26 protein-coding genes are annotated in these 23,346 nt (G+C 65.1%); 8 read left to right on the forward strand and 18 right to left on the reverse strand.

Features of this window, described 5'->3' with window-relative positions; all coding sequences use genetic code 11:
• Nucleotides 1-174: 174 nt before the first annotated feature.
• The 13 genes from L6637_RS37520 to L6637_RS37580 form a co-directional block, all read right to left on the reverse strand.
• Nucleotides 175-783, reverse strand: a complete 609-nt coding sequence (locus L6637_RS37520) for a hypothetical protein (protein WP_237873918.1) — start codon at nucleotides 781-783, stop codon at nucleotides 175-177.
• A gap of 78 nt (nucleotides 784-861) precedes the next feature.
• Nucleotides 862-1,467, reverse strand: a complete 606-nt coding sequence (locus L6637_RS37525) for a hypothetical protein (RefSeq protein ID WP_237873920.1) — start codon at nucleotides 1,465-1,467, stop codon at nucleotides 862-864.
• A gap of 101 nt (nucleotides 1,468-1,568) precedes the next feature.
• Nucleotides 1,569-2,558 (reverse strand): thiamine-phosphate kinase, encoded by a 990-nt coding sequence (gene thiL, locus L6637_RS37530; RefSeq protein WP_237873922.1) that lies wholly within the window; start codon nucleotides 2,556-2,558, stop codon nucleotides 1,569-1,571.
• A 175-nt stretch (nucleotides 2,559-2,733) separates the two neighbouring features.
• Nucleotides 2,734-3,228: a transcription antitermination factor NusB gene (gene nusB / locus L6637_RS37535; RefSeq protein ID WP_237861739.1), complete on the reverse strand. Its 495-nt coding sequence runs from the start codon at nucleotides 3,226-3,228 to the stop codon at nucleotides 2,734-2,736.
• A 3-nt stretch (nucleotides 3,229-3,231) separates the two neighbouring features.
• Nucleotides 3,232-3,723 (reverse strand): 6,7-dimethyl-8-ribityllumazine synthase, encoded by a 492-nt coding sequence (gene ribH, locus L6637_RS37540; protein ID WP_237861737.1) that lies wholly within the window; start codon nucleotides 3,721-3,723, stop codon nucleotides 3,232-3,234.
• 121 nt (nucleotides 3,724-3,844) lie between these two features.
• Entirely contained in the window at nucleotides 3,845-4,453 is a 609-nt protein-coding gene (locus tag L6637_RS37545) for a riboflavin synthase (RefSeq protein ID WP_237873926.1), read from the reverse strand.
• A gap of 1 nt (nucleotide 4,454) precedes the next feature.
• Nucleotides 4,455-5,603: a bifunctional diaminohydroxyphosphoribosylaminopyrimidine deaminase/5-amino-6-(5-phosphoribosylamino)uracil reductase RibD gene (gene ribD / locus L6637_RS37550; protein ID WP_237873927.1), complete on the reverse strand. Its 1,149-nt coding sequence runs from the start codon at nucleotides 5,601-5,603 to the stop codon at nucleotides 4,455-4,457.
• The gene (gene nrdR / locus L6637_RS37555; RefSeq protein WP_237873928.1) at nucleotides 5,600-6,082 is read right to left on the reverse strand and encodes a transcriptional regulator NrdR; all 483 of its coding nucleotides are present in this window, start codon (nucleotides 6,080-6,082) and stop codon (nucleotides 5,600-5,602) included. Before nrdR ends, ribD begins: the two co-directional genes overlap by 4 nt.
• Nucleotides 6,083-6,097: 15 nt before the next feature.
• Nucleotides 6,098-7,396, reverse strand: a complete 1,299-nt coding sequence (gene glyA, locus L6637_RS37560; protein WP_237873929.1) for a serine hydroxymethyltransferase — start codon at nucleotides 7,394-7,396, stop codon at nucleotides 6,098-6,100.
• 300 nt (nucleotides 7,397-7,696) lie between these two features.
• On the reverse strand, nucleotides 7,697-7,918 hold the full coding sequence (locus L6637_RS37565) for a hypothetical protein (protein WP_220008799.1): 222 nt from the start codon (nucleotides 7,916-7,918) through the stop codon (nucleotides 7,697-7,699).
• A 37-nt stretch (nucleotides 7,919-7,955) separates the two neighbouring features.
• The gene (locus L6637_RS37570; protein ID WP_237873930.1) at nucleotides 7,956-8,192 is read right to left on the reverse strand and encodes a hypothetical protein; all 237 of its coding nucleotides are present in this window, start codon (nucleotides 8,190-8,192) and stop codon (nucleotides 7,956-7,958) included.
• 198 nt (nucleotides 8,193-8,390) lie between these two features.
• Nucleotides 8,391-8,909, reverse strand: coding sequence for a transcriptional regulator LdtR (ldtR, locus tag L6637_RS37575; RefSeq protein WP_027529973.1), 519 nt, complete (start codon nucleotides 8,907-8,909; stop codon nucleotides 8,391-8,393).
• 541 nt (nucleotides 8,910-9,450) lie between these two features.
• Nucleotides 9,451-9,948: a DUF6163 family protein gene (locus L6637_RS37580; RefSeq protein ID WP_237861727.1), complete on the reverse strand. Its 498-nt coding sequence runs from the start codon at nucleotides 9,946-9,948 to the stop codon at nucleotides 9,451-9,453.
• Between the two features lie 124 nt (nucleotides 9,949-10,072).
• Between L6637_RS37580 and hemB the strand changes: the two genes are divergently transcribed.
• Nucleotides 10,073-11,134 (forward strand): porphobilinogen synthase, encoded by a 1,062-nt coding sequence (gene hemB, locus L6637_RS37585; RefSeq protein ID WP_237861725.1) that lies wholly within the window; start codon nucleotides 10,073-10,075, stop codon nucleotides 11,132-11,134.
• Between the two features lie 93 nt (nucleotides 11,135-11,227).
• Here the strand turns inward: hemB and L6637_RS37590 are convergent, their stop codons facing one another.
• Nucleotides 11,228-11,863 carry a DUF6151 family protein gene (locus L6637_RS37590; RefSeq protein ID WP_237873931.1) on the reverse strand — a complete coding sequence of 212 codons (636 nt, stop codon included), beginning with the start codon at nucleotides 11,861-11,863 and terminating at the stop codon, nucleotides 11,228-11,230.
• A gap of 194 nt (nucleotides 11,864-12,057) precedes the next feature.
• On the opposite strand from L6637_RS37590, the gene L6637_RS37595 reads away from it, so the two are divergent.
• Nucleotides 12,058-12,606: an RDD family protein gene (locus tag L6637_RS37595; RefSeq protein WP_237873932.1), complete on the forward strand. Its 549-nt coding sequence runs from the start codon at nucleotides 12,058-12,060 to the stop codon at nucleotides 12,604-12,606.
• A 130-nt stretch (nucleotides 12,607-12,736) separates the two neighbouring features.
• A complete protein-coding gene (locus tag L6637_RS37600; protein WP_237873934.1) occupies nucleotides 12,737-13,513 on the forward strand; it encodes an arginyltransferase in 777 nt (258 codons plus the stop codon).
• A 6-nt stretch (nucleotides 13,514-13,519) separates the two neighbouring features.
• Here L6637_RS37600 and L6637_RS37605 read toward each other — a convergent pair whose 3' ends face one another.
• Nucleotides 13,520-14,884 carry an Nramp family divalent metal transporter gene (locus L6637_RS37605; protein WP_237873936.1) on the reverse strand — a complete coding sequence of 455 codons (1,365 nt, stop codon included), beginning with the start codon at nucleotides 14,882-14,884 and terminating at the stop codon, nucleotides 13,520-13,522.
• A gap of 170 nt (nucleotides 14,885-15,054) precedes the next feature.
• Between L6637_RS37605 and L6637_RS37610 the strand changes: the two genes are divergently transcribed.
• The gene (locus tag L6637_RS37610) at nucleotides 15,055-16,299 is read left to right on the forward strand and encodes an MFS transporter (RefSeq protein ID WP_237873938.1); all 1,245 of its coding nucleotides are present in this window, start codon (nucleotides 15,055-15,057) and stop codon (nucleotides 16,297-16,299) included.
• On the opposite strand, the gene L6637_RS37615 is transcribed toward L6637_RS37610, so the two are convergent.
• Nucleotides 16,296-17,555, reverse strand: a complete 1,260-nt coding sequence (locus L6637_RS37615) for an adenylate/guanylate cyclase domain-containing protein (RefSeq protein ID WP_237873940.1) — start codon at nucleotides 17,553-17,555, stop codon at nucleotides 16,296-16,298. The two genes, L6637_RS37610 and L6637_RS37615, sit on opposite strands and share 4 nt — an antisense overlap.
• 151 nt (nucleotides 17,556-17,706) lie before the next feature.
• On the opposite strand from L6637_RS37615, the gene L6637_RS37620 reads away from it, so the two are divergent.
• Nucleotides 17,707-18,864 carry an MFS transporter gene (locus L6637_RS37620; RefSeq protein ID WP_237861714.1) on the forward strand — a complete coding sequence of 386 codons (1,158 nt, stop codon included), beginning with the start codon at nucleotides 17,707-17,709 and terminating at the stop codon, nucleotides 18,862-18,864.
• Nucleotides 18,865-18,895: 31 nt separating this feature from the next.
• Nucleotides 18,896-19,087 (forward strand): hypothetical protein, encoded by a 192-nt coding sequence (locus L6637_RS37625; RefSeq protein WP_237861712.1) that lies wholly within the window; start codon nucleotides 18,896-18,898, stop codon nucleotides 19,085-19,087.
• On the opposite strand, the gene L6637_RS37630 is transcribed toward L6637_RS37625, so the two are convergent.
• Nucleotides 19,084-19,962, reverse strand: coding sequence for a DMT family transporter (locus L6637_RS37630; RefSeq protein ID WP_237861709.1), 879 nt, complete (start codon nucleotides 19,960-19,962; stop codon nucleotides 19,084-19,086). The genes L6637_RS37625 and L6637_RS37630 overlap by 4 nt on opposite strands.
• A gap of 84 nt (nucleotides 19,963-20,046) precedes the next feature.
• Nucleotides 20,047-20,871 (reverse strand): N-acyl homoserine lactonase family protein, encoded by an 825-nt coding sequence (locus L6637_RS37635; RefSeq protein ID WP_237873942.1) that lies wholly within the window; start codon nucleotides 20,869-20,871, stop codon nucleotides 20,047-20,049.
• A gap of 242 nt (nucleotides 20,872-21,113) precedes the next feature.
• On the opposite strand from L6637_RS37635, the gene L6637_RS37640 reads away from it, so the two are divergent.
• A complete protein-coding gene (locus tag L6637_RS37640) occupies nucleotides 21,114-21,932 on the forward strand; it encodes a chromate resistance protein ChrB domain-containing protein (protein ID WP_237873944.1) in 819 nt (272 codons plus the stop codon).
• Complete coding sequence (chrA, locus tag L6637_RS37645; RefSeq protein ID WP_237873946.1) at nucleotides 21,933-23,318, forward strand: chromate efflux transporter; 1,386 nt, start codon at nucleotides 21,933-21,935, stop codon at nucleotides 23,316-23,318.
• Nucleotides 23,319-23,346: the final 28 nt, after the last annotated feature.

Consider the following 23,346-nt stretch of genomic DNA (forward strand, 5'->3'; position numbering starts at 1 on the left):
TCGGCCACAAGCTTGCCAAAATCAAATTGAGGGTGCAACGCCGTAGAGGCGCGAAAAAGCCGATCTCGGCAAGTATTTAGACCTAATCCCGAGCGCCGGGCCGGCAGCTCCCGCAGCCGGCCGCCACGCTTGGCAGGACTTGGCGTAAGCGGGCTTGGCGTCAGCGGGCTTGGCCTAAGCGGCCTCCCTCACGGGATGCCGGGATGAAGACGCCAATTCCAACGTCTGCCCGTCAGCCGTTGTGCGTCGGTTGAAGATTTTGAGCTCGTAGACGCCGCCACCGACGCCCGGCTCCAGCGTCACCGAGATGACCTGGTCGAGCGAGAGGACGCCGAGCGGCACATCCTGATCGGGCAGGATCAGCGTCGCCTGCTCGCCAACGAACACAATCACAAGATGGCCTTTCGCCATGTTGCTCTTCGCCAGCACGCGCAACTGGCTGTGGTAAGGCTGCCGCGTCCAGGCCGATGGCAGGTCGGGATCAACCACGACCTGGATGTTGTTGGTCTTTGGATGCACCGTCAGCACCATCTTCGCCTGATCGGGCTTCCAATGCATGGGCAGTGCCGGCGTGGTTTTCCAGAGGCAGTCGAACGCCGCGCATTCGCTTGGCCTGACATCGTGGATCGCGCAGCCCAAGGTGGGCTCACAATGTGAGCACCACGTGCCGGCGGGCTTGCCGAAAGCGACCACATTGTAGACCTTGCAGCAGAGCGTGCAGCTTCCGCACGCGCGCTCCTGAGCGACCGGTGCCTCGCCCGACCCCGAAATGACCGCCGTCATCCGAACATATCCATCAGCTGCCCACCTCCTGGCGCTGATACATCGAGAGGCTTTCGCGGGGATTGTGAGAGGCTGGTCTTAGGCCGCCGACCTCACGGGATAGCGGGACGTGGATCCGACTTCGACCGTTTGACCGTCCGGCATGGTCCGCGTGGTCGAGACCTTGACCTCATAGACGCCCCCGTTCGGACCGGGCTCCAGGCGAACCACAATGGCCTGTTCCGGTGTCAGAGGGCCCAGCGGCACGTCCTGGTCCGGCAGCACGAGGGTCGCCTGGTCATTGACGAAGACCACGACGTAAATGCCTTTCGGCATGTTCTGCTTGGCCCACTGCCGCAGATGATCGTGATAGGGCTGCCGGCTCCAAGCCGACGGCAGGCCCGGGTCGACCTGGATCTGGATGTTCCGGGTGATCGGGTGAATGGAGGCCACCATCTTCGCCTGGTCGGGCTTCCACTGCGCCGGCATCGCCGCGTCAGTTCGCCAAAGGCAGTTAAACTCCGCGCATTGGGTCGGCAGATTGTCGTGGATCTTGCAGCCACGGCCGGGCTTGCACTGCCCGCACCATTTGCCGGCGGCCTTCCCGAGCTCGACAATGTCGTAGACCTTGCAGCACAGCGAGCAGCTTCCGCATTCCCTGCCGGGAACAATCTGCAGTGTGCCCGCAGTTGAAGCTGCCGTCATCCGAATCAAGCCCGTCCGTTGCGATTGCCGATATTACCCTGATATCGCGAAAAGCGGAGAGCCTGCGCTCGCCTCCCGGCGAACCACTGATATATCCGGGTCTAGAAATGGCTGTAGGACAAGCGCCGCAGCGTGACCTCGCGGCCCTGCGCGTCGATCCATTGCGGCGCTCCCTGGCCGGAAATGATTGTACCGATCATCGTGACCTGAACCCCGGCCTGCCCGGCGTCTCGCGAGAAGCCTGCGCTGCGTCCTTCCGGAACCGCGCACAGGATCTCATAATCGTCGCCGCCCGACACCAGTGTCTCGAGCCCGACGGCGGAGACCGCGATGGCGGCGGCCGGTGACGCCGGGACCTGGTGCGCATCGATCATTGCGCTGACGCCAGAGGCGGCGCAGAGCTTGGCGAGATCGCCTGCCAGGCCATCCGACACGTCCATTGCCGCGCTCGCATGCTCTCGCACGATGTGCGCCAATGCGCTGCGTGGCTGCGGAACGCGATAGCGGCCGATCAGATAGTCCCGAGCAGCCGGGTCGGTCACCGCGGACGCGGCCACACCACCCGTCAGCACATCCAGGCCCAGCGCGGCATCGCCGATCGTCCCCGTCACAAAGACAAGGTCGCCCGGTCTTGCGCCGGTGCGGCCAACCATCCGCCCTTTCGGTACCCGGCCGAAGGCGGTGATCGAGATCATTTGCGGTCCCGGCGTCGACACCGTGTCGCCGCCGAGCAGCGGGCACGCAAAGGTCTTGGCGTCCTCGCCGAGTGCATCGGCGAACGGTCTCAGCCAGGCATCCTCCTTGCTGCGCAGCGCCAGCGTCAGCACGAAGCCGGCAGGTGAAGCGCCCTTGGCGGCGAGATCAGAGAGGTTCACCCGCAGCGCCTTGCGCGCGACGGTGTCGGGGGGATCGGTGGCAAGATAATGCACGCCCTCGACCACGGCGTCGGTGGTGACGACGATGTCGTCGCCGCACGAGGAGAGGATCGCGGCGTCGTCGACCAGCCCGAGTGCACCGGGATCGGTCGCCAGCGGCTTGAAATAGCGCGCGATGAGGGAGTCTTCGGCGGAAGGGCTGTGCGGAGTGGCCATCGATGTCAGCCCCACACACAACTGTCATCGCCCGGCTTGACCGGGCGATCCAGTATTCCAGAGACGGTCATGTGAAATCGATAGGCCGCGGCGTACTGGATGCCCCGCCTTCGCGGGGCATGACACCGGAGTATTGGGCAGCAGCATCGCATCAATTCACCGCCCTACGCCTGTCCTACCCCCGCCCGAACTCGTCACCGCGAAACTGGCGGCCGATCTGGTCGAGCACGGCGTTGACCATGCCGGTCTCCTCGCGGTCGACGAAGGCATTGGCGACATCGACATATTCGGACACGACGACGCGGCCCGGCACGTCCTTGCGATGCTGCAGCTCATAGGCCCCAGCCCGCAACACCGCGCGCAGGATCGCCTCGATCCGCTTCAAGGGCCAGCCCTTCGACAGCGCCTCGTCGATGAGGGGATCGAGCGTCTTCTGGTCGCGCACGACGCCGGAGACGACGTCGCGGAAGAACGCGGCTTCCGCCGGCAGATAGGTGTCGCCCTCGACCTCGTTGCCGAGCCAATGGCTCTCGAACTCGGCGAAGATGTCGTTGATGCCGGCACCGGCGATGTCCATCTGGTACAGCGCCTGCACGGCTGCGAGGCGCGCCGCCCCGCGACGGTTCGCTTTCTTCTCCGCAGGCGCAGCCGGTTTCCTGATGTCAGCCATGGCTCAGGCCCGCGCCAGGCGGCGCTTGATGCGCAGCATCGCAAGTGCCGCGCGCGCGGCATCGCCGCCCTTATTGAGCTCGCTGGCGCGCGCCCGCGCCCAGGCTTGTTCCTCATTGTTGACGGTGAGGATGCCGTTGCCGAGGGGCAGTTTTCGCGCAACCGCAAGGTCCATCAGCGCACGCGAGGATTCCTGCGAGACGATCTCGAAATGAATGGTATCGCCGCGGATCACGCAGCCGAGCGCGATCACCGCATCATAAGGCTTGCCGTTCGCCGCAGCCGCGTCGACGGCGATCGCAACCGCGGCTGGGATCTCCAGCGCGCCCGGAACCGTGATGACGTCATGGGTCAGGCCGGCCGCCTTCAGTTCAGTGACCGCGCCGTCCAGAAGCGCATCCTGGAGATCGTCATAGAACCGCGCCTCGACCACCAGCGCACGCGCGCCGGAAATGTCGGTCTGGTCCTTCAGGGGTGCGCGTCGCGCGTCAGCCATCGTCTAAATCCGTTTTACTGGGTCGGCGCGTTATGTAGTCGCCGCAGGTGTGTAAGCCAAGTTAGAAACTGCCATTCCGGGGCGGCTCGAAGAGCCGAACCCGGAATGACGCCTTCGCCGGTCACTTCATTTCCGTCAGCCGCGCCGCGTAGCGGGCCATCAGATCGACCTCGATATTGACTTCCGTGCCCGCCTTCCAGCCGCCGATCGTCGTGACTTCGAGCGTATGTGGGATGATCAGCACCGAAAAGGTCACGTCCTTCACTGTATTGACTGTGAGCGAGACGCCGTCGAGCGTGATCGAGCCCTTGGTGGCGATGAACCGAGCCAGCTCCCGCGTCGTGGAGAGCTCGAACCGCGCCATGTCGGGCAGGTCCTCACGGCTGACGATGGTCGCAATGCCGTCGGCATGGCCGGCGACGATGTGGCCACCGAGCTCGTCACCGATCTTGAGCGCACGCTCGAGATTGAGCTTGGTGCCGAGCTTCCAGCGTTTGGCCGTCGTCAGCGCCAGCGTCTCGGCGGCGGCATCGACGTCATACCAGGTTTTGCCGTTCGCGACGCCGGAAGCAACCACAGTCAGGCACACGCCATTGCTGGCGATCGAGGCGCCATCGGCGATGGTGGTCTGGTCGTAGCCGCAAGCGATGCGCAAACGGTGCAATTGCCCCTGCGCCACGGGCTTGAAGCTGACGATTTCGCCGATATCGGTGACAATGCCGGTGAACATGTTAGGCGCGCTCGTAGACGGTGAGAGTATCGTGGCCGAATGTCTCGCTAGCATGAACCTTGTAGGCCTGCGACTGCGTGATTTTCGACAGGGGCAATGCATCGAGCGCATCGACGCCTTCGGGACCCACCTCTTCCGCTCCGCGGAACAGCCAGATTTCGTCGACGAGGTCGGCCGACACGAAGGAGGCCGCAACGCGGCTGCCGCCCTCGACCATCAGCCGCGTGATGCCCTTGTCGGCGAGACCATGGAGCACGGCCGGAAGGTCGAGCCCGACTGCACCATTCGGCGGCATGCGCATGATTTGCGCACCGGCCGCGCCGAGGCGCGTCGCCGCGGCGGCTTCCGCTAGCTCGGAAGCCATCACCCAGAGCGGCGTCTCGCGCGCAGAACGAACAAGCTGGCTGGACGCCGGCATTCGCAAGTTCTGGTCGAGGACAATGCGCACGGGAGAACGCGCTTCCATGCCCGGCAGGCGGCAGTTGAGCTGCGGATCATCCGCCAGCACCGTGCCGATGCCGACCAGGATGGCATCGCTCGAGGCGCGCAACAGATGCACGCGGTCGCGGACGGCTTCGCCCGTGATCGCCAGCGGCTTGCCGTCTTCAGCGCCGATTTTGCCGTCAGGCGAGACCGCGAGCTTCAGGATCACATGCGGACGCTTGTCCCTGATGCGGCGGAAATGGCCGGCATGGTCGAACGCCGCCTCCGCCGCGCACAGGCCGACATCCACGGCGATGCCGGCAGCGCGCAGGCGCGCGTGGCCCTGCCCCGCCACCTCAGGATTGGGATCCTCGATCGCCGCCACCACGCGTGTGATGCCCGCCGCGATCACCGCATCGGCACACGGCGGCGACTTGCCGAAATGCGAGCAAGGTTCGAGCGTGACATAGAGCGTGGCGCCGCGCGCCGCCTCGCCTGCACGCCGGAGTGCCTCTGGCTCCGCATGCGGCCGCCCACCGGGCTGCGTCCAGCCGCGGCCGACGATGACGCCGTCCTTGACGATGACCGCACCGACGGCCGGATTGGGCCAAACGCGGCCCTGCCCGCGCCGGCCGAGCGCCAGCGCCAGCTGCATGAAGCGGCGATCGGCGTCCTTGGACTCGCGGATCCTCGCGGCGAACTGATCTTCCAGGATGCGGAAGATCATTTGCGGATCGCGGCGAGCCCCGCTTCCTCCTCACCGGAGAGCTCGCCGAGCACGTCGGCGAAATCCTTGGCCTCGCGGAAATTGCGATAGACGGAGGCGAAGCGCACATAGGCGACGTCGTCGAGCGTGCGCAGATGCTCCATCACGGTCTCGCCGATCACCTCGGACGAGATCTCGGCTTCGCCCCCGGTCTCAAGCTCGCGCACGATGGTGGAGACCATCTTCTCCACCCTTTCAGGCTCGACAGGCCGCTTGCGCAAGGAGATCGATACCGAACGCATCAGCTTGTCGCGGTCGAACGGCACGCGACGGCCGTTGCGCTTGATCACCGTGAGCTCGCGCAGCTGCACGCGCTCGAACGTGGTGAAGCGGAAATTGCAGGCGATGCATACGCGCCGCCTGCGGATGACGGAAGAATCCTCGGTCGGACGCGAGTCCTTTACCTGCGTATCGAGACTGTTGCAGTTCGGGCAGCGCATCCGTTGGACCCAGCCTTACTGATAGATCGGAAACCGATCGGTGAGCGCCTTGACTCGTTCCTTGATCGCGGCCTCGACCAGTGGCGCCTTGCCGTCGTCGGCCTGCGCGATCGCGTTGAGGACCTCGGCGATCATGCCGCCGACCTGCTGGAATTCGGCGACGCCGAAGCCGCGGGTCGTCGCCGCGGGCGTGCCGAGACGCAGGCCCGAAGTGACGAACGGCTTTTCGGGGTCGAACGGAATGCCGTTCTTGTTGCAGGTGATGGCGGCGCGAACCAGCGCCTTCTCCGAGACGTTGCCCTTCAGACCCTTCGGCCGGAGGTCAACAAGCATCAGATGGTTATCGGTGCCGCCGGAGACAATGTCGAAGCCGTGGCTCTTCATCGCCTCGGCCAGCGCCTTGGCGTTCTCGACGACGTTCTTCGCATAGACCTTGAAGTCCGGACGCAGCGCTTCGCCAAAGGCGACCGCCTTCGCCGCGATCACATGCATCAGCGGGCCGCCCTGCAGGCCCGGGAAGATCGCCGAGTTGAGCTTCTTGGCCAGGACTTCGTCGTTCGAGAGGATCAGGCCGCCACGCGGACCGCGCAGTGACTTGTGCGTCGTGGTCGTGGTGACGTGAGCATGCGGCACGGGCGAGGCATGCACGCCGCCGGCGACGAGACCGGCGAAGTGCGCCATGTCCACGAGCAGGTAAGCGCCGACCGAATCCGCGATCTCGCGGAAGCGCTTGAAGTCCCAGGCGCGCGAATAGGCCGAGCCGCCGGCCACGATCAATTTCGGCTTGACCTCTTCGGCCTGCTTCTGGACCGCGTCCATGTCGATGATCTGGTCCTCGCGGCGCACGGTGTAGTGCGAGGCCTTGAACCACTTGCCGCTCATGTTGACGGGCGAGCCGTGGGTGAGATGGCCGCCGGCCGCCAGATCAAGACCCATGAAGGTGTCGCCGGGCTGCAGCAGCGCCAAAAACACCGCCTGGTTCATCTGGCTGCCGGAGTTCGGCTGCACGTTGGCGAAGCCAGCACCGAACAGCTTCTTGGCGCGATCGATCGCGAGGTTCTCGGCGACGTCGACCCACTCGCAACCGCCGTAATAGCGCGCGCCCGGATAACCCTCTGCGTACTTGTTGGTCATCACCGAGCCCTGCGCTTCCAGCACGGCCCGGCTGACGATGTTCTCGGAGGCGATCAGCTCGACTTCATGACGCTGCCGGCCGAGCTCGCCCTTGATGGCGGCGGCGATTTCCGGGTCGGCCTGCTCGAGCGAGGCGGTGAAAAACGAATCGGGCGCATTGGCGGTCTTGGCAAGGGTCATCGTGCGAATATCTCCACCGCCGCAGCCTTTTTTGCGGGCTGCGGGGGTCTTGGTGTGGCGATCGGAAGCGGCGAGCGCGATCTACCACATCACCCGCCCCCGGCCAAGCATTTGCGGGTCGGGCTCGGGAATTATGCCAGATATGGTGGAGTGCCAGGACTTCGAGTCCCGCAAGCTTACGGGACTGTCCGGCGCAAAGGGGCTGATTGGCCGGTTGATCCGCCCAATCCCAAACGAAAGCGGCCGGTGCCCATCAGGGCGCGAACTGGGCCGGGCTTGCCGCCCTTCAGGCCGCCTGGTCTACAGCCCGGTATACCCCGCCTTCACCGGGTCCACGCTGCCGTCGAGCTGGCGCAGATAGGTCAGGCCGCAGACGGTCAACCTGTGGGTGTCCTTCTCGCCGGCTTCCATCAGGGTATTCAGGTAGTTTGTCACCTTAATCCGCGCCTCCTCGCTCGCCGCCGCGGTCCGGTTGGCGAGCAGGTCATAGGTCTGCATGATGCGGTCGATGGCAGCTTCCATGGCACCCTCTGGTTCATCGATGTTCTGGGAGTCTTGATCAGGCAACCGCGCGGGCCTCGGCCTGCGCCTCGAACCGAGCGATCGCCTTGTTGGCGAGCCTGATCTTGTTGAGTTCGCCGTGCTGGAGCAGCCTGACGATGATTTCGAGCAGACATTCGTTGGTGACGAGCGTGTCGGGGATCGCACCGGAGCGGCGGAGGTAATTCGCGGCGATGGCGTAGGCATCGCTCACGAGTTCGACGTTCATTGCCTGAAACCCGCGCTCGACCAGCATTGTATCCTCCGATCCCGGGAGACAACTGCGACGCGAGGACCTGGTTCCACCCTACTGGCCGATTTTTTCGCAACTGCGAGAAGACGTCAAAACGCGCCGGTCCGGGCAGAGCCGGCCGACGCGCTTGGGGAAGTTCAGGCACGTTGGGAGGCTTGCCGGTCTTGTTGCGGGCCGGCTTGGCCTTGATCCCTTGGAATATCAGAGACGATACAGGATCTGGTCGGTCCAGAACCGCTCGAGGCGATGCAGCGACTTGTTGAGGGTCGAGAACTCCTCGCCGGAGATGCCGCCGACCTGTTCAACGGTCTTGACGTGCTTCTGGTAGAGCGAGTCGACGATGCGGCGAACTTCCTGGCCCTGCGGCGTCAGGCGGATGCGCACCGAACGGCGATCGACGCGCGAGCGTTGATGATCGAGGAAGCCGAGCTCGACGAGCTTCTTCAGATTGTAGGAGACGTTGGAGCCGAGATAGTAACCGCGCGTGCGCAGCTCGCCCGCGGTCAGCTCCTTGTCGCCGATGTTATAGAGCAGAAGCGCCTGCACGGAATTGATGTCGGCGCGGCCACGACGATCAAACTCGTCCTTGATCACGTCGAGGAGCCGGCGATGCAGCCGCTCCACCAGAGTCAAAGCTTCCAGATAGAGCGACTGCACCGAACCCTGCGGGCCCGAAACGCGCTCTGCGGTATCTGCCGCAGTTGCGACGGCTTTCATCATGACACTTCCCCTGTTGTCGTTTTTATCGACACTTATTCGACGCAACTTGTGTTCCGTCTGATAGGTCCAACTTAAGGGGGCCGTTTGAAGATCGGCTTAAATAAGAGAATAAAGAGATCATGAATTTAAGACAGTGAATTGCTGATTAAGCCTGTGCCACAAGCACTTTTCGCAACCGTCTGTTGACCGTGGCAAGGTCCTGTTCACTCTCCGTCCGCGCCTTCTGTCACATTCCAGAACAGCCCCGCCCTGTTTCGAAACGCACGCGTAACAGCTGTGGCGGATCGGGCTGGGTTAGCGAAAAGTTACGGCGAATTTTACGCAACCAACGGTCAACCAAGCGCAACATTCTCGTGTCCCGGACAAGCGCCGCGAAGCGAAGCGCAGAGCCGGGACACAGAAAGCCACAAACGAGATCGTCGAGTAATAGGCCCCAGCTCGGCAACGCACCACCATAGCGCGTCGAAGACGCGCGTGAACGCGCTTATGGTGTTGCGCTGCGTCCAGGGCACGAGCGTAATTTTGGCGGTGACGACGTCGCCTACGGCGGCCGTTCGCGCGCGGCCATCCAGGCGAGCGCGAGATAGGCGGCGAGCATGAAGGCCTCGACGCCGACGACGATCAGGCTGCCGCCGTAGATGCCCGGGAACATCAACTCGATCACCGCCATCGAGACCACGGTCGTCAGCCACACCACCGCGCCCCAGGGCGTGGCGAGCCAGAGGCCGACGGCGGCGACGAGCTCGATCACGGCGAAGTAGATGGTCGAAGCCTGCCAGGCCATCGACTGGTTCTCGAACGCCTCGTCCTCACCGCCGACGAAGCCGGTCACCTGCGCCCAGTGATAGAGTCCCTTGAGGATCGACAGCAGCGCCATCACCCGCAGGAACAGCACGAGCCGCCGCGTCCAGACATTGTCGTCGGACTCAGGCCGCTCCGACGAGATCGCAGCGACCGACATCGCGCTGTCTCGGGCGCTGTCCCTGACGGCATCCCTGGCATTGTCGCGGGCCGCATCGCGGGTGGAGAGTTCGGACATGGCCCCCTTCTGGCTGTTTCGCCCCGCAAAATCAATCGGCTGCCATCACCTTGCGGGAGGTCAAGCCGCGGTGACGGGAACCATGCGAACTGGTATAAGAATAATTCCAGCCGGAGGAAGAGTAATGGCGATCAAATACGGACGTCCGATCGAACTGCGCGAGGTCGCGCGCGGGACGGGTGCCGCGGTGCCCCATGCCCTCGATCTGACCGTCCGCCCGCGCCGTAACCGCAAGGCTGAATGGGCCCGGCGCATGGTGCGTGAGAATGTGCTCACGACCGACGATCTGATCTGGCCACTGTTCCTGATCGACGGCAACAACAAGCGCGAGCCCATCGCCTCGATGCCCGGCGTCGATCGCCTCAGCGTCGATCAGGCCGTGCGCGAAGCCGAGCGCGCGATGAAGCTCACCATTCCCTGCATCGCGCTGTTTCCCTACACCGACCCGTCCCTGCGCGACGAGCAAGGCTCGGAAGCGACCAATCCGAACAATCTGGTCTGCCAGACGGTGCGCGCGATCAAGAAGGAGTTTCCTGACATCGGAATCCTCTGCGACGTCGCGCTCGACCCCTTCACCAGCCACGGCCATGATGGCTTGATCTCCGACGGCAAGATCCTGAATGACGAGACCGTCGCGGTGCTGGTGCGTCAGGCGCTGGTGCAGGCCGAAGCCGGCTGCGACATCATCGCGCCCTCCGACATGATGGACGGCCGCGTCGCCGCGATCCGCGAAGGGCTCGACCGCTCCGGCCTGCTCGACGTGCAGATCATGGCCTATGCGGCAAAGTACGCCTCCGCTTTCTACGGCCCCTTCCGCGACGCCATCGGCTCGGCCAAGACGTTGACCGGCGACAAGCGCACCTACCAGATGGACAGCGCCAATACCGACGAGGCGCTGCGCGAGGTCGAACTCGACATCGCGGAAGGTGCGGACATGGTGATGGTGAAGCCCGGCATGCCCTATCTCGACGTGGTCCGCCGCGTGAAGGACACCTTTGCGATGCCGACCTTCGCCTACCAGGTCTCGGGCGAATACGCGATGATCGCCGCCGCCGCGAACAACGGCTGGCTCGATGGCGACCGCGCCATGATGGAGAGCCTGCTCGCCTTCAAGCGCGCCGGCGCCGACGGCGTGCTCAGCTATTTTGCGCCGAAGGCGGCAGAGAAGCTGCGCAGCCAAGGATGAGGCGCCGTAGGGTGGCTAAGCGCAAGCGTGCCCACCAATCCCAGCCAACGAGCGCTGAGCGCTTCCAGGCGCGGCACTGCGCCCTTCCACCAATCAATCCGTCGCTTGCGCCGCAGGCCGAGGCCCACACAGCGGACGTAGCGCGTCGCGTTGCTCGCGCGACAGCACGGTGATCGGATAGATCGGCTCGCGCGGCTCCCGCTGGAAGAATGGATGCGGCCATGTCTTCCCGCGCACTTTCCACACAAGCACCTTGCCGATCGCGCGCAGGAGAAGAGAGATATTGAGTCCCGTTGAGCCCGCCGGCGGCTCGCCGACCGCGTACTTGCCGAGAATGGCGCCGATCGGCGGGCCCGCGACATCGTCAACGGCCGGCGCGCCACCCGCGAACGCCTGCGCGATGATGCCCACAAAAGGAATGGCCGGCGAGACCGTGTTGCCGACCGGCGTGTTGCAGCAGCTTGCATACCACCGGTAGAGGCCTTTCGGGCTCAGTCGCACCCCCGCGATCCGGTCCTGTCCTTGCACAAAGGCGAGTGTCGACGGCGCGACCTGGACAATGTCGCTGCCGCCGTTCGCATTCAAAAGGTCGGCGCGGCCGAGCTGATGTGCAAAAGCCTGGCAGTCATCGCAGTAGCAGACCACACGATTGACCGTCCGTGGCGACACGCCCGAGATCGCGGCGCGGACGCTGCCGCAGCGGCAGCGCAATTCGACCTGACCACCCATGAAAATCGTCCTGTCCTGGGCCGGAAGTGTGCCCTCGCCCCTGCAGCATGATGCAATTCAAGGACCGCGCAAGCATCGGCGGCCGTCGAATCGCCGGAATATTTTGCTGGATCGACCGGCTGACAGCCTTGGCGTGTGGCCGGATGGTTCCCATGTGCTGCCGGGTGAGAGGTCCGAAAGCGGAAGGGAAGCTCATGTCCTACTCGGGTTCGCCAAATGACAGCGGCGTCTGGCGCAATGACGGCGGCGCGCAGTCGCACGCCTACGATCCCTATCTGCATCCGGAACTGTTCCGCGGCGTCGCGACGCGGCGGGCATTTGCGTTCCTGATCGACATGGTCGTGATCTCCGTACCCGTCATCCTCGGTTATATCTTCATCGCCGTGTTCGGCGTGGTGACGCTCGGCATCGGCTGGGCGCTGTTCTGGCTCGCCTGGCCGGCCTCCGTGATCTGGGCGATCGTCTATTACGGCGCCTGCATCGGTGGCCCCTCCTCGGCGACAGTCGGGATGCGGATCATGGACCTGGAGTTGCGCACCTGGTACGGCGCGCCCGGCTACTTTGTCCTTGGCGCCACCCATGCCGTGCTGTTCTGGGTCTCGGTCTCGTTCCTCTCGCCTTTCGTGGTTCTTGTCGGCCTCTTCAACGGCCGCCGGCGCCTGCTGCACGATTTCGTGCTGGGAACGGTCGTGATCAACAATTCCGTCCGCGCGCCCGTGTCCCAGACCGCAAGGACCTGGTGAGAATCTGAAGGTCAAGAACCTACTAACCCGGATCCGCTAGACTGACTGATCTGACCAGCCAAGCAGACCGATTGACCGGGAGCTTTCGTAGCGCGATGCTGATACCCACTTCGGAGGCCCACGACGTCCCTTGACCCAGCACTCGCGCGACACCCCACAATTTTACCTCACGGCGCCGTCCCCCTGCCCGTATCTGCCGGGCCGGCATGAGCGCAAGGTGTTCACGCACCTCGTGGGGGAACGCGCCGGTGACCTCAACGATCTCCTGACCCATGGCGGGTTCCGCCGCAGCCAGTCGATCGCGTACCGGCCGGCCTGCGACCAATGCCGGGCCTGCGTCTCGGTCCGGGTCGTCGCCAACGAATTCCGCCCGTCCCGCAATTTCCGCAAGGTGATGGCGCGCAATGCCGACATCATCGGCGAGCAGCGCAGCGCGGTGCCGACCTCTGAGCAATATTCGGTGTTCCGCGCCTATCTCGACGCCCGCCACCGCCATGGCGGCATGGCCGACATGACAGTGCTTGACTACGCCATGATGGTCGAGGACAGCCATGTCGAGACCCGCATCATCGAGTACCGCAGGCGCGGCCCCGACAGCGGCCTCACCGGTCGCGGCGAGGAGCTGATCGCGGTGGCGCTCACCGACGTGCTCAGCGACGGCCTGTCGATGGTCTATTCGTTCTTCGAGCCGGGCCAGGTCTCCCGCTCGATGGGCACCTTCATGATCCTCGACCACATCGCTCGCGCGCGCCGCCAAGGCCTGGCCTACGTCTATCTCGGCTACTGGATCGAGGGCTCCAAGAAGATGGACTACAAGGCCCGCTTCCTGCCGCAGCAGCGCCTTGCCCCCTCAGGCTGGCTGCGCATCGACGCGCAGGGCGATGGGGCGTCCGAGCCGCAGGATTAAACACGCTCACCCGAACAGCGTATCCACCAGCAGCTTCACGTTCAAAACCACGATCACGCCGGCGACGATCCACGCGGTCGCAGCGACATAGCGTGCGATCGCGAACTGCCCCATCTTGCGGCGGTCGGAGACGAAGCGGACGAGCGGGATCACCGCGAACGGAAGCTGCATCGACAGCACGACCTGGCTGAACACCAGCAAATCCGCAGTCCCCCGTTCGCCATAGATCGCGGTGACGACGATCACCGGAATAATGGCGATGCCGCGCGTGACGAGGCGGCGGGCCCAGCTCGGCAGGCGCAAATCGAGAAAGCCCTCCATCACGATCTGGCCGGCGAGCGTCGCGGTGACGGTTGAATTGAGGCCCGAGGCCAGCAGCGCCACCGCGAACAATGTCGAGGCGATGCCGAGGCCGAGCAGCGGCGAGAGCAGCTCAAATGCCTGGCCGATCTCGGCGACGTCGGAATGCCCGCTGGTGTGGAAGGTCGCGGCCGCGACGATGAGGATCGCAGCGTTGATGAACAGCGCCAGCATCAGCGCGATGGTGGAATCCGTGGTCGCCCATTTGATCGCGTCGCGGCGCCCCTCTTCGTTGCGCGCATAGGCGCGCGTCTGCACGATCGAGGAATGCAGATAGAGATTGTGCGGCATTACGGTCGCACCGATGATGCCGATCGCGATGTAGAGCATCTCGGAATTGGTGAATATCTCGCTCTTCGGCGTAAAGCCGCGCAGCACCTCGGCGACCGGCGGCGCCGCAGCCACGATCTGGACCGCGAAGCAGACCGCGATCACGGCCAGCAGCGCCATCACGAAGGCTTCGAGGAAGCGGAAGCCGCGGTTCATCAGGACGAGCAGCAGGAACGCATCAAGCGCGGCGATCAGCGCGCCGCCGACCAAGGGAATGCCGAACAGAAGTTTTAGCGCGATCGCGGTGCCGATCACCTCAGCCAGATCGCACGCGATGATGGCCGCTTCGCAAGCGAGCCAGAGCAAAAAATTCACAGCGGGCGAATAGGTGGCGCGGCAGGCCTGCGCCAGATCGCGGTCGGTGACGATGCCGAGCCGCGCCGCCAGCGACTGCAGCAGGATCGCCATCAGGTTCGAGAGCAGGATGACCGAGAGCAGCGTGTAGCCGAACCTCGATCCGCCGGCGAGGTCGGTCGCCCAATTGCCGGGGTCCATATAGCCGACCGAGACCATGTAGCCCGGGCCGACAAAGGCGAGCAGCCGTCGCCACCACGCTCCCGCCGCGGGGATGGCGACAGTGGCATTCACCTCGGCGAGGCTCTTGGTGGCCGGCGCGTCGGTGCGCCAGCCGGCAGCATCGTGGGTCAGGTCCTGGGTCAGATCGGGCGATCGGGCATCCATGAGGTGAGAATACCGAAGTCGAGGCTTATTGCAACTCATTTGCAACTGCATCTAGCCGCATTGGTTCCCACCGCCACCCCGGCTTTGCCCGATCCTGTCGGGAAGCGGGTGGGTTTGACCGGCGCCGGGAGCGGATACTGGCGCCATCAAGACTTTGCAGGAAATGAGCCATGTCAAATCCGCCCCGTCTCCCCGACACTTTCAACCGCCTCGCCTGGTCAAACCTCGCGGCGCAATCCGCCGAACAGATCGCGTTGGCCGCGGCCCCGATCGTCGCGGTGCTGACGCTGGGGGTGGCCGAGGGCCAGACCGGCGTGCTGCAGACCGCGCTCACACTGCCGTTCGTCCTGTTCGCCATTCCGGCCGGCCTGCTTGCGGACCGTATCTCCCGCCGCGCGCTGATGGCGGGTGCCGAGGCGCTACGCGCGGCAGCGCTGGCGGCCATCGTTCTCCTGCTCGCACTCGGCGAGCTCAATCTGCCGCTGCTGGCGCTGCTCGGCTTTGCCGCCGTCTGCGGCACGGTCGTCTACAGTGTCGCCGCGCCGGCGCTGGTGCCCTCGCTGGTGGGCGCGGAGTTGCTGCCGGCTGCGAACGCTCGCATCGAACTTGCGCGCACCGTTGCCTTCGCCAGCGGTCCCGCGCTTGGCGGCGCACTGGTGGGATGGTGGGGCGCAAGCCCGGCCTTCGGCTTTGCCGCGGCACTCTCGGCGATCGCTGTGGTGCTGCTCTCGGGCCTCTACGAACCCGCGCGGGCGCCTACCCCGCGACGCCATCCGTTCCAGGACATTCGCGAGGGCGCCGGTTTCGTCTTCCACCATCCGCTGCTGCGGCCGGTGTTCATCACCCAATTCATCTTCAACACCGGCTGGTTCTTGCAGATTGCGGTGTTCGTCCCCTACGCCGTGCGTCATCTCGGTCTGACCGCCGCCGGTGTCGGTACGGTGCTGACGATGTACGGCGTCGGCATGGTGATCGGCGCGCTGTTCGCCACCCGCGTCATGAAGCGCATCGCCTTCGGCACCGTGGTCGGCCTCGGCCCGGTCACCGGTTTCGTTGCCGCTGTGGTGATGGCGATGACGGTGCTGGTGCCCTCGCCGTGGCTTGCGGCCTTGAGCTTCTTCCTGCTCGGCGTTGGGCCGATCCTGTGGGTGATCTCGACCACCACCTTGCGCCAGTCGGTGACGCCGCCGCGCCTGTTGGGGCGCGTCTCCGCCATCAACATCATGAGCTACGGTGCCCGCCCGCTCGGCTCGGCGCTGGGCGCCATCGTCGGTGGCCTCTGGAGCGCGGAAGCGTGCCTCTACCTTGCGGCCGCCGTGTTCGGCGTACAGGCGCTGGTGATCTGGCTGTCGCCGGCGGTGGCGCTGGACCGGCAGCCGGCGATGGTGGGGGACGAAGCGGCGGCGCGTTGCTAATTCGCCAGATAGCGCTCGTAGCTGCCCGTCACCGGCTCACTCGCGTCAACCTCAGGATCGAGCGTATAGAGATCCTGCGCGCGGCCGATGCCGCGCAGCGCGTAGCGGCCGGTGGAGACGAGATAGCGGCGGCCGGCAGCATCCAGACCCTTGTAGAATTCCGCTGACGCCAGCAACTCGCGATCGACCGAACGGCTCATCGAGGCGATGCGGCTGACCTCGTTCACGGTCGGCCCCACCACGGTGAAATCGAGCCGGTCCTCACTGCCGATATTGCCGTAGAAAACCTCGCCGACATGCAGCCCTATATAGGCCGACGTGGTCGGACGGCCCTCCGCCGCCCGGCGTGCATTCAGTGCCACGACATTCTGGCGAAACAGATGCTCGGCCCGCAGCGCGGCCCGTCGCGCATCGGCCATATCCTCGCCCCAGAACATCGCAAGCACGCCGTCGCCGATCAGCTTCAGCACATCGCCGCCGGCCTCGTGGATCGCATCGATCACGGCCTGGGCATAATCGTTGAGGAACGGGATGATCTCGTCCGGCCCGATACTCTCGCTGATCCCGGTCGAGCCGCGCAGGTCCGAATACCAGAGCACGGCCTTGATGCGCTCGGTGACGCCGCGCGAGATGCGCCCGCGCAGGACCTGCTCCGAGGCATCGCGCCCGAGATAGACCCGCCCCAGCGTCCGCACGATATCGACCTGCTGCGCCGATTTGATCGCAAGTCCCAGCACCGGCACGAGATCGCGCAGCGCGGCGAGCCCGGCTTCGGTAAAGCCATCGTCGCGTCGCGTCGTCCAGTAGGAGTAGAGGCAGTCCATCTGCCCGAGCGCTCCGCTCTCGCCGAAGCGGTGCACGAAGGCCAGGAAATGGCGGTGACCGTTTTCGGCGAGCTCGCCGATCTGCGAGAAGTCGAGCGAGGGCGCGTCGGCGAGGTCGAGCACCATCTCGTCGTGGCCGTGCTCGAGCAGATGATAGAATACCGAGCGACGCCAGTTCTTGGCCGCATCGCCCTCGGCCGTCGAGCCGTATTCGATGACATCGCTCTCGTTGGTCGGCGTGTCGCTCCAGCGGAAGGCACGCCCCTCGTAGATCGGATGCAAGGTGTCGATGACGACGAGGCCGCGCGAGAGTTCCAGCCCCTCGGCGCGACAGCGCTCACAGAAGCCGCGCAAGAGTTCGGGTTCGGGAAGACCGGTGAGCCCCTGGCCGGCCAGCCAGTTCATCAACGCAAGGCGGGAGGTGAGTTGCATACGCCATTATGGCGTGCATTCGTGACGAACGAAAGGCCGCAACCAAGGCTCCCGCCGACGGCAGGTCGAATATGCCGCGAACGCTGTTGACGCGCTCTCGCCTCAGGCTGCAAATGCAAATGATGACACCAAGGCCCAGAAATTCGGGGACATGAGCCAGCGCCAGCTTCCGATCATCCTTGCGCTCGGCACGACGCAGACCCTGGCCTGGGCCTCCAGCTATTATTTGCCGGCCCTGCTCGCCGATCCCATGGCGCACGACCTCGGCATCTCCACTAACTGGATTTTTGGCGCGTTCTCGGCCTCGCTGGTGATCTCAGCCTTGCTGGGTCCACGCATCGGGCGACAGATCGATCTCGTCGGCGGGCGACAGGTGCTATCCGCCTCGAACCTGACCATCGCCGCCGGCCTGGCGCTGCTTGGCCTCTCCCAGTCCGTCGCGGTGATGACGTTTGCCTGGTTCGTGCTCGGCATCGGCATGGCGATGGGCCTTTACGACGCCGCCTTCGCTGCGCTCGGCCGCATCTACGGCACCGAGGCGCGCGGCTCGATTACCGGCATCACCTTGATGGCCGGATTCGCCTCGACAGTCGGCTGGCCGCTCACCGCCTGGGGGCTCGCCCATATAGGCTGGCGCGAGACGTGCTTCGCCTGGGCCACCGCCAACATCCTGATCGGCCTGCCACTCAATTTCTTCATGCTGCCTTCGATCAAGGGCGCCAAACAGGCAGCGACGACAGCGGAGAAGCCGCACCTGCCGCTGGATCGCACCATGATCCTGCTCGCCTTCGTCTTCGCCGCGGTCTGGACCGTCACCGGCGCGATGGCGGTGCATTTCCCGCGTATCCTTGAAGCGACCGGCGCGACCCATGTCGAGGCGATCGCGGCCGGTGCGCTGATCGGCCCGGCCCAGGTGATCGCGCGCATTCTCGAGGCGAGCGTCCTCTCCCGCTTCCATCCGCTGTGGTCGACCCGGCTTGCCTGCGTCACCCACCCGATCGGAGCTGCCGTCGTCGCCATCTTCGGCGCGCCGGCGGCGACTGCCTTTGCGCTGCTGCACGGCTCCGGCAACGGCATTTTGACCATCGCGCGCGGGACGCTGCCGCTCGCGATCTTCGGCCCGAAGGATTTCGGCTACCGCCTCGGCGTCATCGGCGCGCCGGCGCGGATGGCACAGGCCATCGCGCCGCTGGCCTTCGGCCTGCTGATCGACGTGATGGGCGCCAAGGTGCTAATGGTCTCGTCCGCGCTCAGCCTGTCGGCGTTGGCTGCGCTCTTCCTGATCCGTGCAGAGAAGCGACCGGATTGACCGTGCCGCCGCTTTCGCGCACAAGCGCGGCATGACCGACGACAAAACCCCGCCCCGCACATTCAAAGGCCTCATACGCTGGGCCATGACGCCACCACAGGCCTGGGGCGTCTATCTCCTCGCCGTGCTGTTGGTGTGGCTGGTCTCGTTCTACGCTGGCTCCCTGAAGCCAAAGAAGACGCCGGAGGCAAGCCCACCACCGGTCACCGCGCCGAAAAGCTAGGCCAGCTTCGGCTGGCTGGTCGCGATCCAGATGCCGGCGAACACGGCAACGAGGCCAATCAGGAGATTTGGCGTGATCGGCTCGCCGATCAGCAGCGCCGCCAGCAAGGTCGCCGCGATCGGATTGACCGTCATCGTGTTGGCAACGCGCGTTGGCGTCGCGCGCGCTAGCGCCATGACCCAGAGGATGAAGGCGAGCGCGCCGCCACCGGCGCCGAGATAGAGTCCGGCAATCCACTGCGCCATCGTGAAGTGATCGAGCGCGGCAAAGCTGCCCTTCGCAAGTCCCACGAGCACCAGCACCAAAGCGCCCGCGCCCATCCCGACCGTGAGAAAGCCGAGCGCGCTGGAACGCTGCATCAGCGGCCGCGACAGCACGTTGTAGAACGCCATGCAGAACACGGCACCGGTCATGATCAGCTCGCCGCGCCAGGATCCAGGCGGGCTCTGTGCGAGGCCCACGGCCAGCGCCGCCGCAACGCCCAGCACCGCGACGCCGACGCCAATGAGCTTCCGTAACGTCAGCCGCTCGACGCCAAGGATCGCACCGACCACCATGGTGTGAAGCGGCAGCGTCGCCAGCGCGAGGCTGGCGCGCGCGGCAGTCGTGTAGGAGACCGCGATATTGTAGAGGATGAAGAACAGGCCGAAGAAGCAGATGCCGAGCGCCATCACCGCCGGCCAATCCGACCGCTGCGGCCAGCGCACGCCGAGCAGAAGCGCACACGGCAGCAGGCAGAGGAAGCCAATCCCCCAGCGCAGGATTGCCAGCATGACCGGATCGGCACCGGTCACAAGATAGCGTGTGATCGCGGCAGCGGTGCCGCCGACGCTGCTCGAGACAAGCGCGATAGCAACCCCGAGCCACTCTCCCACGCTTGGCCTCCTGTCCCGGGGCGTTTGGAGGCGCCTAGCACATCCCTGCTGCCACCTTTATGGCAACAGGGATGCCGGCGGAACCTACTCGTAAAACTCCGGCGACATCTTTTGGCCGTCGCGCTGGACCTTGTCGTGGTTGATCCAGAGCTGCGCCTTTTCCTTGTCGAGCGTGTCGGCGATCTTCTGCATCGAGGCTGTGGTCAGCTCCTTGTTGGCGTTCATGCTGGGAACGCGGCGGTTGTCCCAATTGTCCTTGAAATGAACGGCATCGCCTGAGAGCACCACCACGCCGGTCTTCGGCAGGCGCACCATCAGCGATTGGTGCCCCGGCGTATGGCCAGGCGTCGAGAGGATGGTGATGTTGCCGTCGCCGAACACGTCCTTGTCGCCGGAGAGCAGCTCGACCGGATGCGAGGGCTTGAAGCGTGGCTCGTTGTTGGCGCCGGGCCACTCATATTCCGCCTTCTGCACGTAGAGGGTCGCCTGCGGGAACATCTCGACATTGCCGATATGGTCGGGATGCGTGTGCGAGACGCCCATCGCCTTGACGTCGGCCGGCTTCACGCCGACCTGCTCGAGCTGCGACGCAAGCGTCTTCGGCCGCTTCCAGGTCACCGCCTTCGGATCGGCGGGCACAAGCCCGTTGGGCATCGCGGCCACGGCGTCGGGAATGCCGGTGTCCCACAAGAACCAGCCCTTCGCGTGCTTGATCAGATAGCAGGTGTCGACGAAGTCCATCGACTTGCCTTCGTTTACCCCGGGAGACCAGCGCCCGATGTCGCCGGCGGCGCCCTCCCCGCAATTCATGATGTAAAGTTTCTCGACACCCGGTTTCTGCGCCAACGCAGCCTGGGCGGACAGGGCGAGCGCCGCGATGGCGAGAGCGAGTTTGAACTTGTGTGTCATCCTTGGTCCCTCCTGGCAGCGCCTTCTTGCCGCGACCGAGGATCAACCCCGATCCTGCCGCAGAATTCCGCTCCCACGCACTCTAGGCCCGAGCCACATGTCATCCAATGCCATGGTATCAGGCGATTGACAGGCCGACGCGGTTTCGCTGTAATCAGGGCCATGGGGATTTGAGCGATCTCCCCACGAGGCGACATGCCCAAGTATCGCGTCCCGTTCGGTTTTTGCGAGGACGCAACACCATGCCTACATTCACGACCATATCATCCGATAAAATGGCCCGCCTGATTGGCACGGCCAATGCTCCTGTGCTGATCGACGTCCGCACCGACGACGATTTTGCCGCCGACCGGCGGCTAATCCCCGGCTCGATCAGACTCAGCCACGAGACGGTTGCCGAATGGGGCGGCGAATTTGCCGGCCGCCGGGCCATCGTCTCCTGCCTCCGCGGAGCAAAGCTCGCGCAAGGCACGGCGGCTTGGTTGCGCCAGCTTGGCGCCGAGGCGGAAACGCTGGAGGGCGGCTTCGAAGGCTGGAAAGAAGCAAATCTGCCGCTGCTCGACACGCGAAAACTGCCGCCGCGCGACGCTAAGGGGCGCACCGTCTGGGTCACGCGTGCGCGGCCGAAGGTCGACCGCATCGCCTGCCCTTGGCTGATCCGCCGCTTCGTCGATCCGAATGCGGTGTTCTTGTTTGTCGCGCCGTCCGAGGTGGTCGCCGTGGGCGAGCGCTTCAAAGCTGCGCCCTTCGACATCGAGAACGTGTTCTGGAGCCACCGTGGCGAGCTCTGCACCTTCGACGTGATGATCGAGGAGTTCGGCGTTGCCACGCCGGCGCTGCTGCGGCTCGCCACTTTGGTGCGCGGCGCCGACACGGCACGGCCGGACCTGGCGCCGGAAGCACCAGGCCTGCTCGCGGCCTCGCTCGGGCTGTCACGCATGTACGATGACGACCTCGAGCAGCTCGAGGCCGGCATGCTGCTCTACGACGCCTTCTATCGCTGGTGCCGCGACGCCACGGCCGAGACCCACAACTGGCCGACCAATAAGGTGAAGGCGTAAATGGATACGCGCAATGTTCAAGCAGGAGCTGATGCCGGTCACGGCATCAGCTTCGGCGAAGCCTTTCGCGTCTGGCTCCGCGTCGCGTCCCTGAGCTTCGGCGGCCCCGCGGGCCAGATCGCGGTGATGCACCGCATCCTGGTCGAGGAGAAGAAGTGGATCTCCGAAGGCCGCTTCCTGCACGCGCTGAACTACTGCATGCTGCTGCCGGGACCCGAGGCGCAACAGCTCGCCACCTATATCGGCTGGCTGATGCATCGCACCGCGGGCGGGCTGATGGCGGGCGGGCTGTTCATCCTGCCCGGCATCATCGCCATTATGGGCCTGAGCTATATCTACGCGGCTTACGGCAATGTCAGCTTCGTCGAGGCGCTGTTCTTCGGCCTGAAGGCTGCCGTGCTCGCCATCGTCGTCGAAGCCGTGTTCCGCGTCGGCAAGCGCGCGCTGAAGAATCGCGTCATGATCGCGCTGGCCGCGATCGCCTTCGTCGCGATCTTCTTCTTCGCGGTCCCCTTCCCGGTCATCATCATCGCCGCCGGCCTCATCGGCTATGCCGGCGCCCGCGCCGGCCGCACCGAGTTCGCGCCGTCTGCTCACGGCCATGGCGGCAACGGCGCGGTCATCGACAGCATGCTTGGCGAAGCCGTGCCCGCACATGTGCGTCCGGACACCGCGCGTGCGATCCGCACCGCTGCGCTCTGGCTGTCCCTGTGGCTTGTCCCGGTGATCGGACTGCTCCTGGCGCTCGGCCAAGCAAGCGTATTCAGCCAGATCGCCTTGTTCTTCTCGAAGATGGCGCTGGTCACCTTCGGCGGCGCCTATGCCGTGCTGGCCTACGTCGCCCAGCAGGCCGTTGAGCATTATCACTGGCTGAAGCCGCACGAGATGCTCGACGGCCTCGGCATGGCCGAGACCACACCGGGCCCGCTCATCATGGTGCTCCAGTTCGTGGGCTTCATGGCGGCGTATCGCGATCCGGGCGGGCTGTCGCCGATGCTGGCGGCAACGCTCGGCGGGCTGCTCGCCACCTGGGTCACGTTCACGCCCTGCTTCCTCTGGATCTTCGTCGGTGCTCCCTACATCGAGCGACTGCGGGGCAATACGGGCCCTGCAGGCGCGCTGAGTGCGATCACCGCCGCCGTGGTCGGCGTGATCCTCAACCTCTCGATCTGGTTCGCGCTGCACACGCTATTCCGCGAGACCGTGCCGGTGCACGCCTTCCCGCTGGATTTCGATATGCCTGTCCTGAAGAGCGTCGACCTTCCCGCGCTCGTGCTGTCGATCGCGGCCGCGACCGCGATCTTCCGCTTCAAGCTGGGGATGCTGACGGTGCTCGCCGGCAGTTGCGCCGCCGGCGTGGCGTTGCGGATGGCGGGGGTGATCTAAGCGTGTTCGTCGCGTCCGGTTCGGCCGC

The organism is Bradyrhizobium zhengyangense, from assembly GCF_022012435.1.
GTDB lineage: Bacteria > Pseudomonadota > Alphaproteobacteria > Rhizobiales > Xanthobacteraceae > Bradyrhizobium > Bradyrhizobium zhengyangense.

Bases quoted from the DNA above. Each gene is read 5' to 3' on its own strand.
- L6637_RS37615 (WP_237873940.1), bottom strand. From the start codon at position 17,555: ATGCAACTCACCTCCCGCCTTGCGTTGATGAACTGGCTGGCCGGCCAG.
- L6637_RS37605 (WP_237873936.1), bottom strand. From the start codon at position 14,884: ATGGATGCCCGATCGCCCGATCTGACCCAGGACCTGACCCACGATGCT.
- chrA (WP_237873946.1), top strand. From the start codon at position 21,933: ATGGATACGCGCAATGTTCAAGCAGGAGCTGATGCCGGTCACGGCATC.
- L6637_RS37520 (WP_237873918.1), bottom strand. From the start codon at position 783: ATGACGGCGGTCATTTCGGGGTCGGGCGAGGCACCGGTCGCTCAGGAG.
- hemB (WP_237861725.1), top strand. From the start codon at position 10,073: ATGGCGATCAAATACGGACGTCCGATCGAACTGCGCGAGGTCGCGCGC.
- L6637_RS37620 (WP_237861714.1), top strand. From the start codon at position 17,707: ATGAGCCAGCGCCAGCTTCCGATCATCCTTGCGCTCGGCACGACGCAG.
- thiL (WP_237873922.1), bottom strand. From the start codon at position 2,558: ATGGCCACTCCGCACAGCCCTTCCGCCGAAGACTCCCTCATCGCGCGC.
- nrdR (WP_237873928.1), bottom strand. From the start codon at position 6,082: ATGCGCTGCCCGAACTGCAACAGTCTCGATACGCAGGTAAAGGACTCG.
- L6637_RS37525 (WP_237873920.1), bottom strand. From the start codon at position 1,467: ATGACGGCAGCTTCAACTGCGGGCACACTGCAGATTGTTCCCGGCAGG.
- ldtR (WP_027529973.1), bottom strand. From the start codon at position 8,909: ATGATGAAAGCCGTCGCAACTGCGGCAGATACCGCAGAGCGCGTTTCG.
- L6637_RS37590 (WP_237873931.1), bottom strand. From the start codon at position 11,863: ATGGGTGGTCAGGTCGAATTGCGCTGCCGCTGCGGCAGCGTCCGCGCC.
- L6637_RS37565 (WP_220008799.1), bottom strand. From the start codon at position 7,918: ATGGAAGCTGCCATCGACCGCATCATGCAGACCTATGACCTGCTCGCC.
- L6637_RS37595 (WP_237873932.1), top strand. From the start codon at position 12,058: ATGTCCTACTCGGGTTCGCCAAATGACAGCGGCGTCTGGCGCAATGAC.
- ribD (WP_237873927.1), bottom strand. From the start codon at position 5,603: ATGATCTTCCGCATCCTGGAAGATCAGTTCGCCGCGAGGATCCGCGAG.
- nusB (WP_237861739.1), bottom strand. From the start codon at position 3,228: ATGGCTGACATCAGGAAACCGGCTGCGCCTGCGGAGAAGAAAGCGAAC.
- L6637_RS37545 (WP_237873926.1), bottom strand. From the start codon at position 4,453: ATGTTCACCGGCATTGTCACCGATATCGGCGAAATCGTCAGCTTCAAG.
- L6637_RS37640 (WP_237873944.1), top strand. From the start codon at position 21,114: ATGCCTACATTCACGACCATATCATCCGATAAAATGGCCCGCCTGATT.
- glyA (WP_237873929.1), bottom strand. From the start codon at position 7,396: ATGACCCTTGCCAAGACCGCCAATGCGCCCGATTCGTTTTTCACCGCC.
- ribH (WP_237861737.1), bottom strand. From the start codon at position 3,723: ATGGCTGACGCGCGACGCGCACCCCTGAAGGACCAGACCGACATTTCC.
- L6637_RS37610 (WP_237873938.1), top strand. From the start codon at position 15,055: ATGTCAAATCCGCCCCGTCTCCCCGACACTTTCAACCGCCTCGCCTGG.
- L6637_RS37580 (WP_237861727.1), bottom strand. From the start codon at position 9,948: ATGTCCGAACTCTCCACCCGCGATGCGGCCCGCGACAATGCCAGGGAT.
- L6637_RS37570 (WP_237873930.1), bottom strand. From the start codon at position 8,192: ATGCTGGTCGAGCGCGGGTTTCAGGCAATGAACGTCGAACTCGTGAGC.
- L6637_RS37625 (WP_237861712.1), top strand. From the start codon at position 18,896: ATGACCGACGACAAAACCCCGCCCCGCACATTCAAAGGCCTCATACGC.
- L6637_RS37635 (WP_237873942.1), bottom strand. From the start codon at position 20,871: ATGACACACAAGTTCAAACTCGCTCTCGCCATCGCGGCGCTCGCCCTG.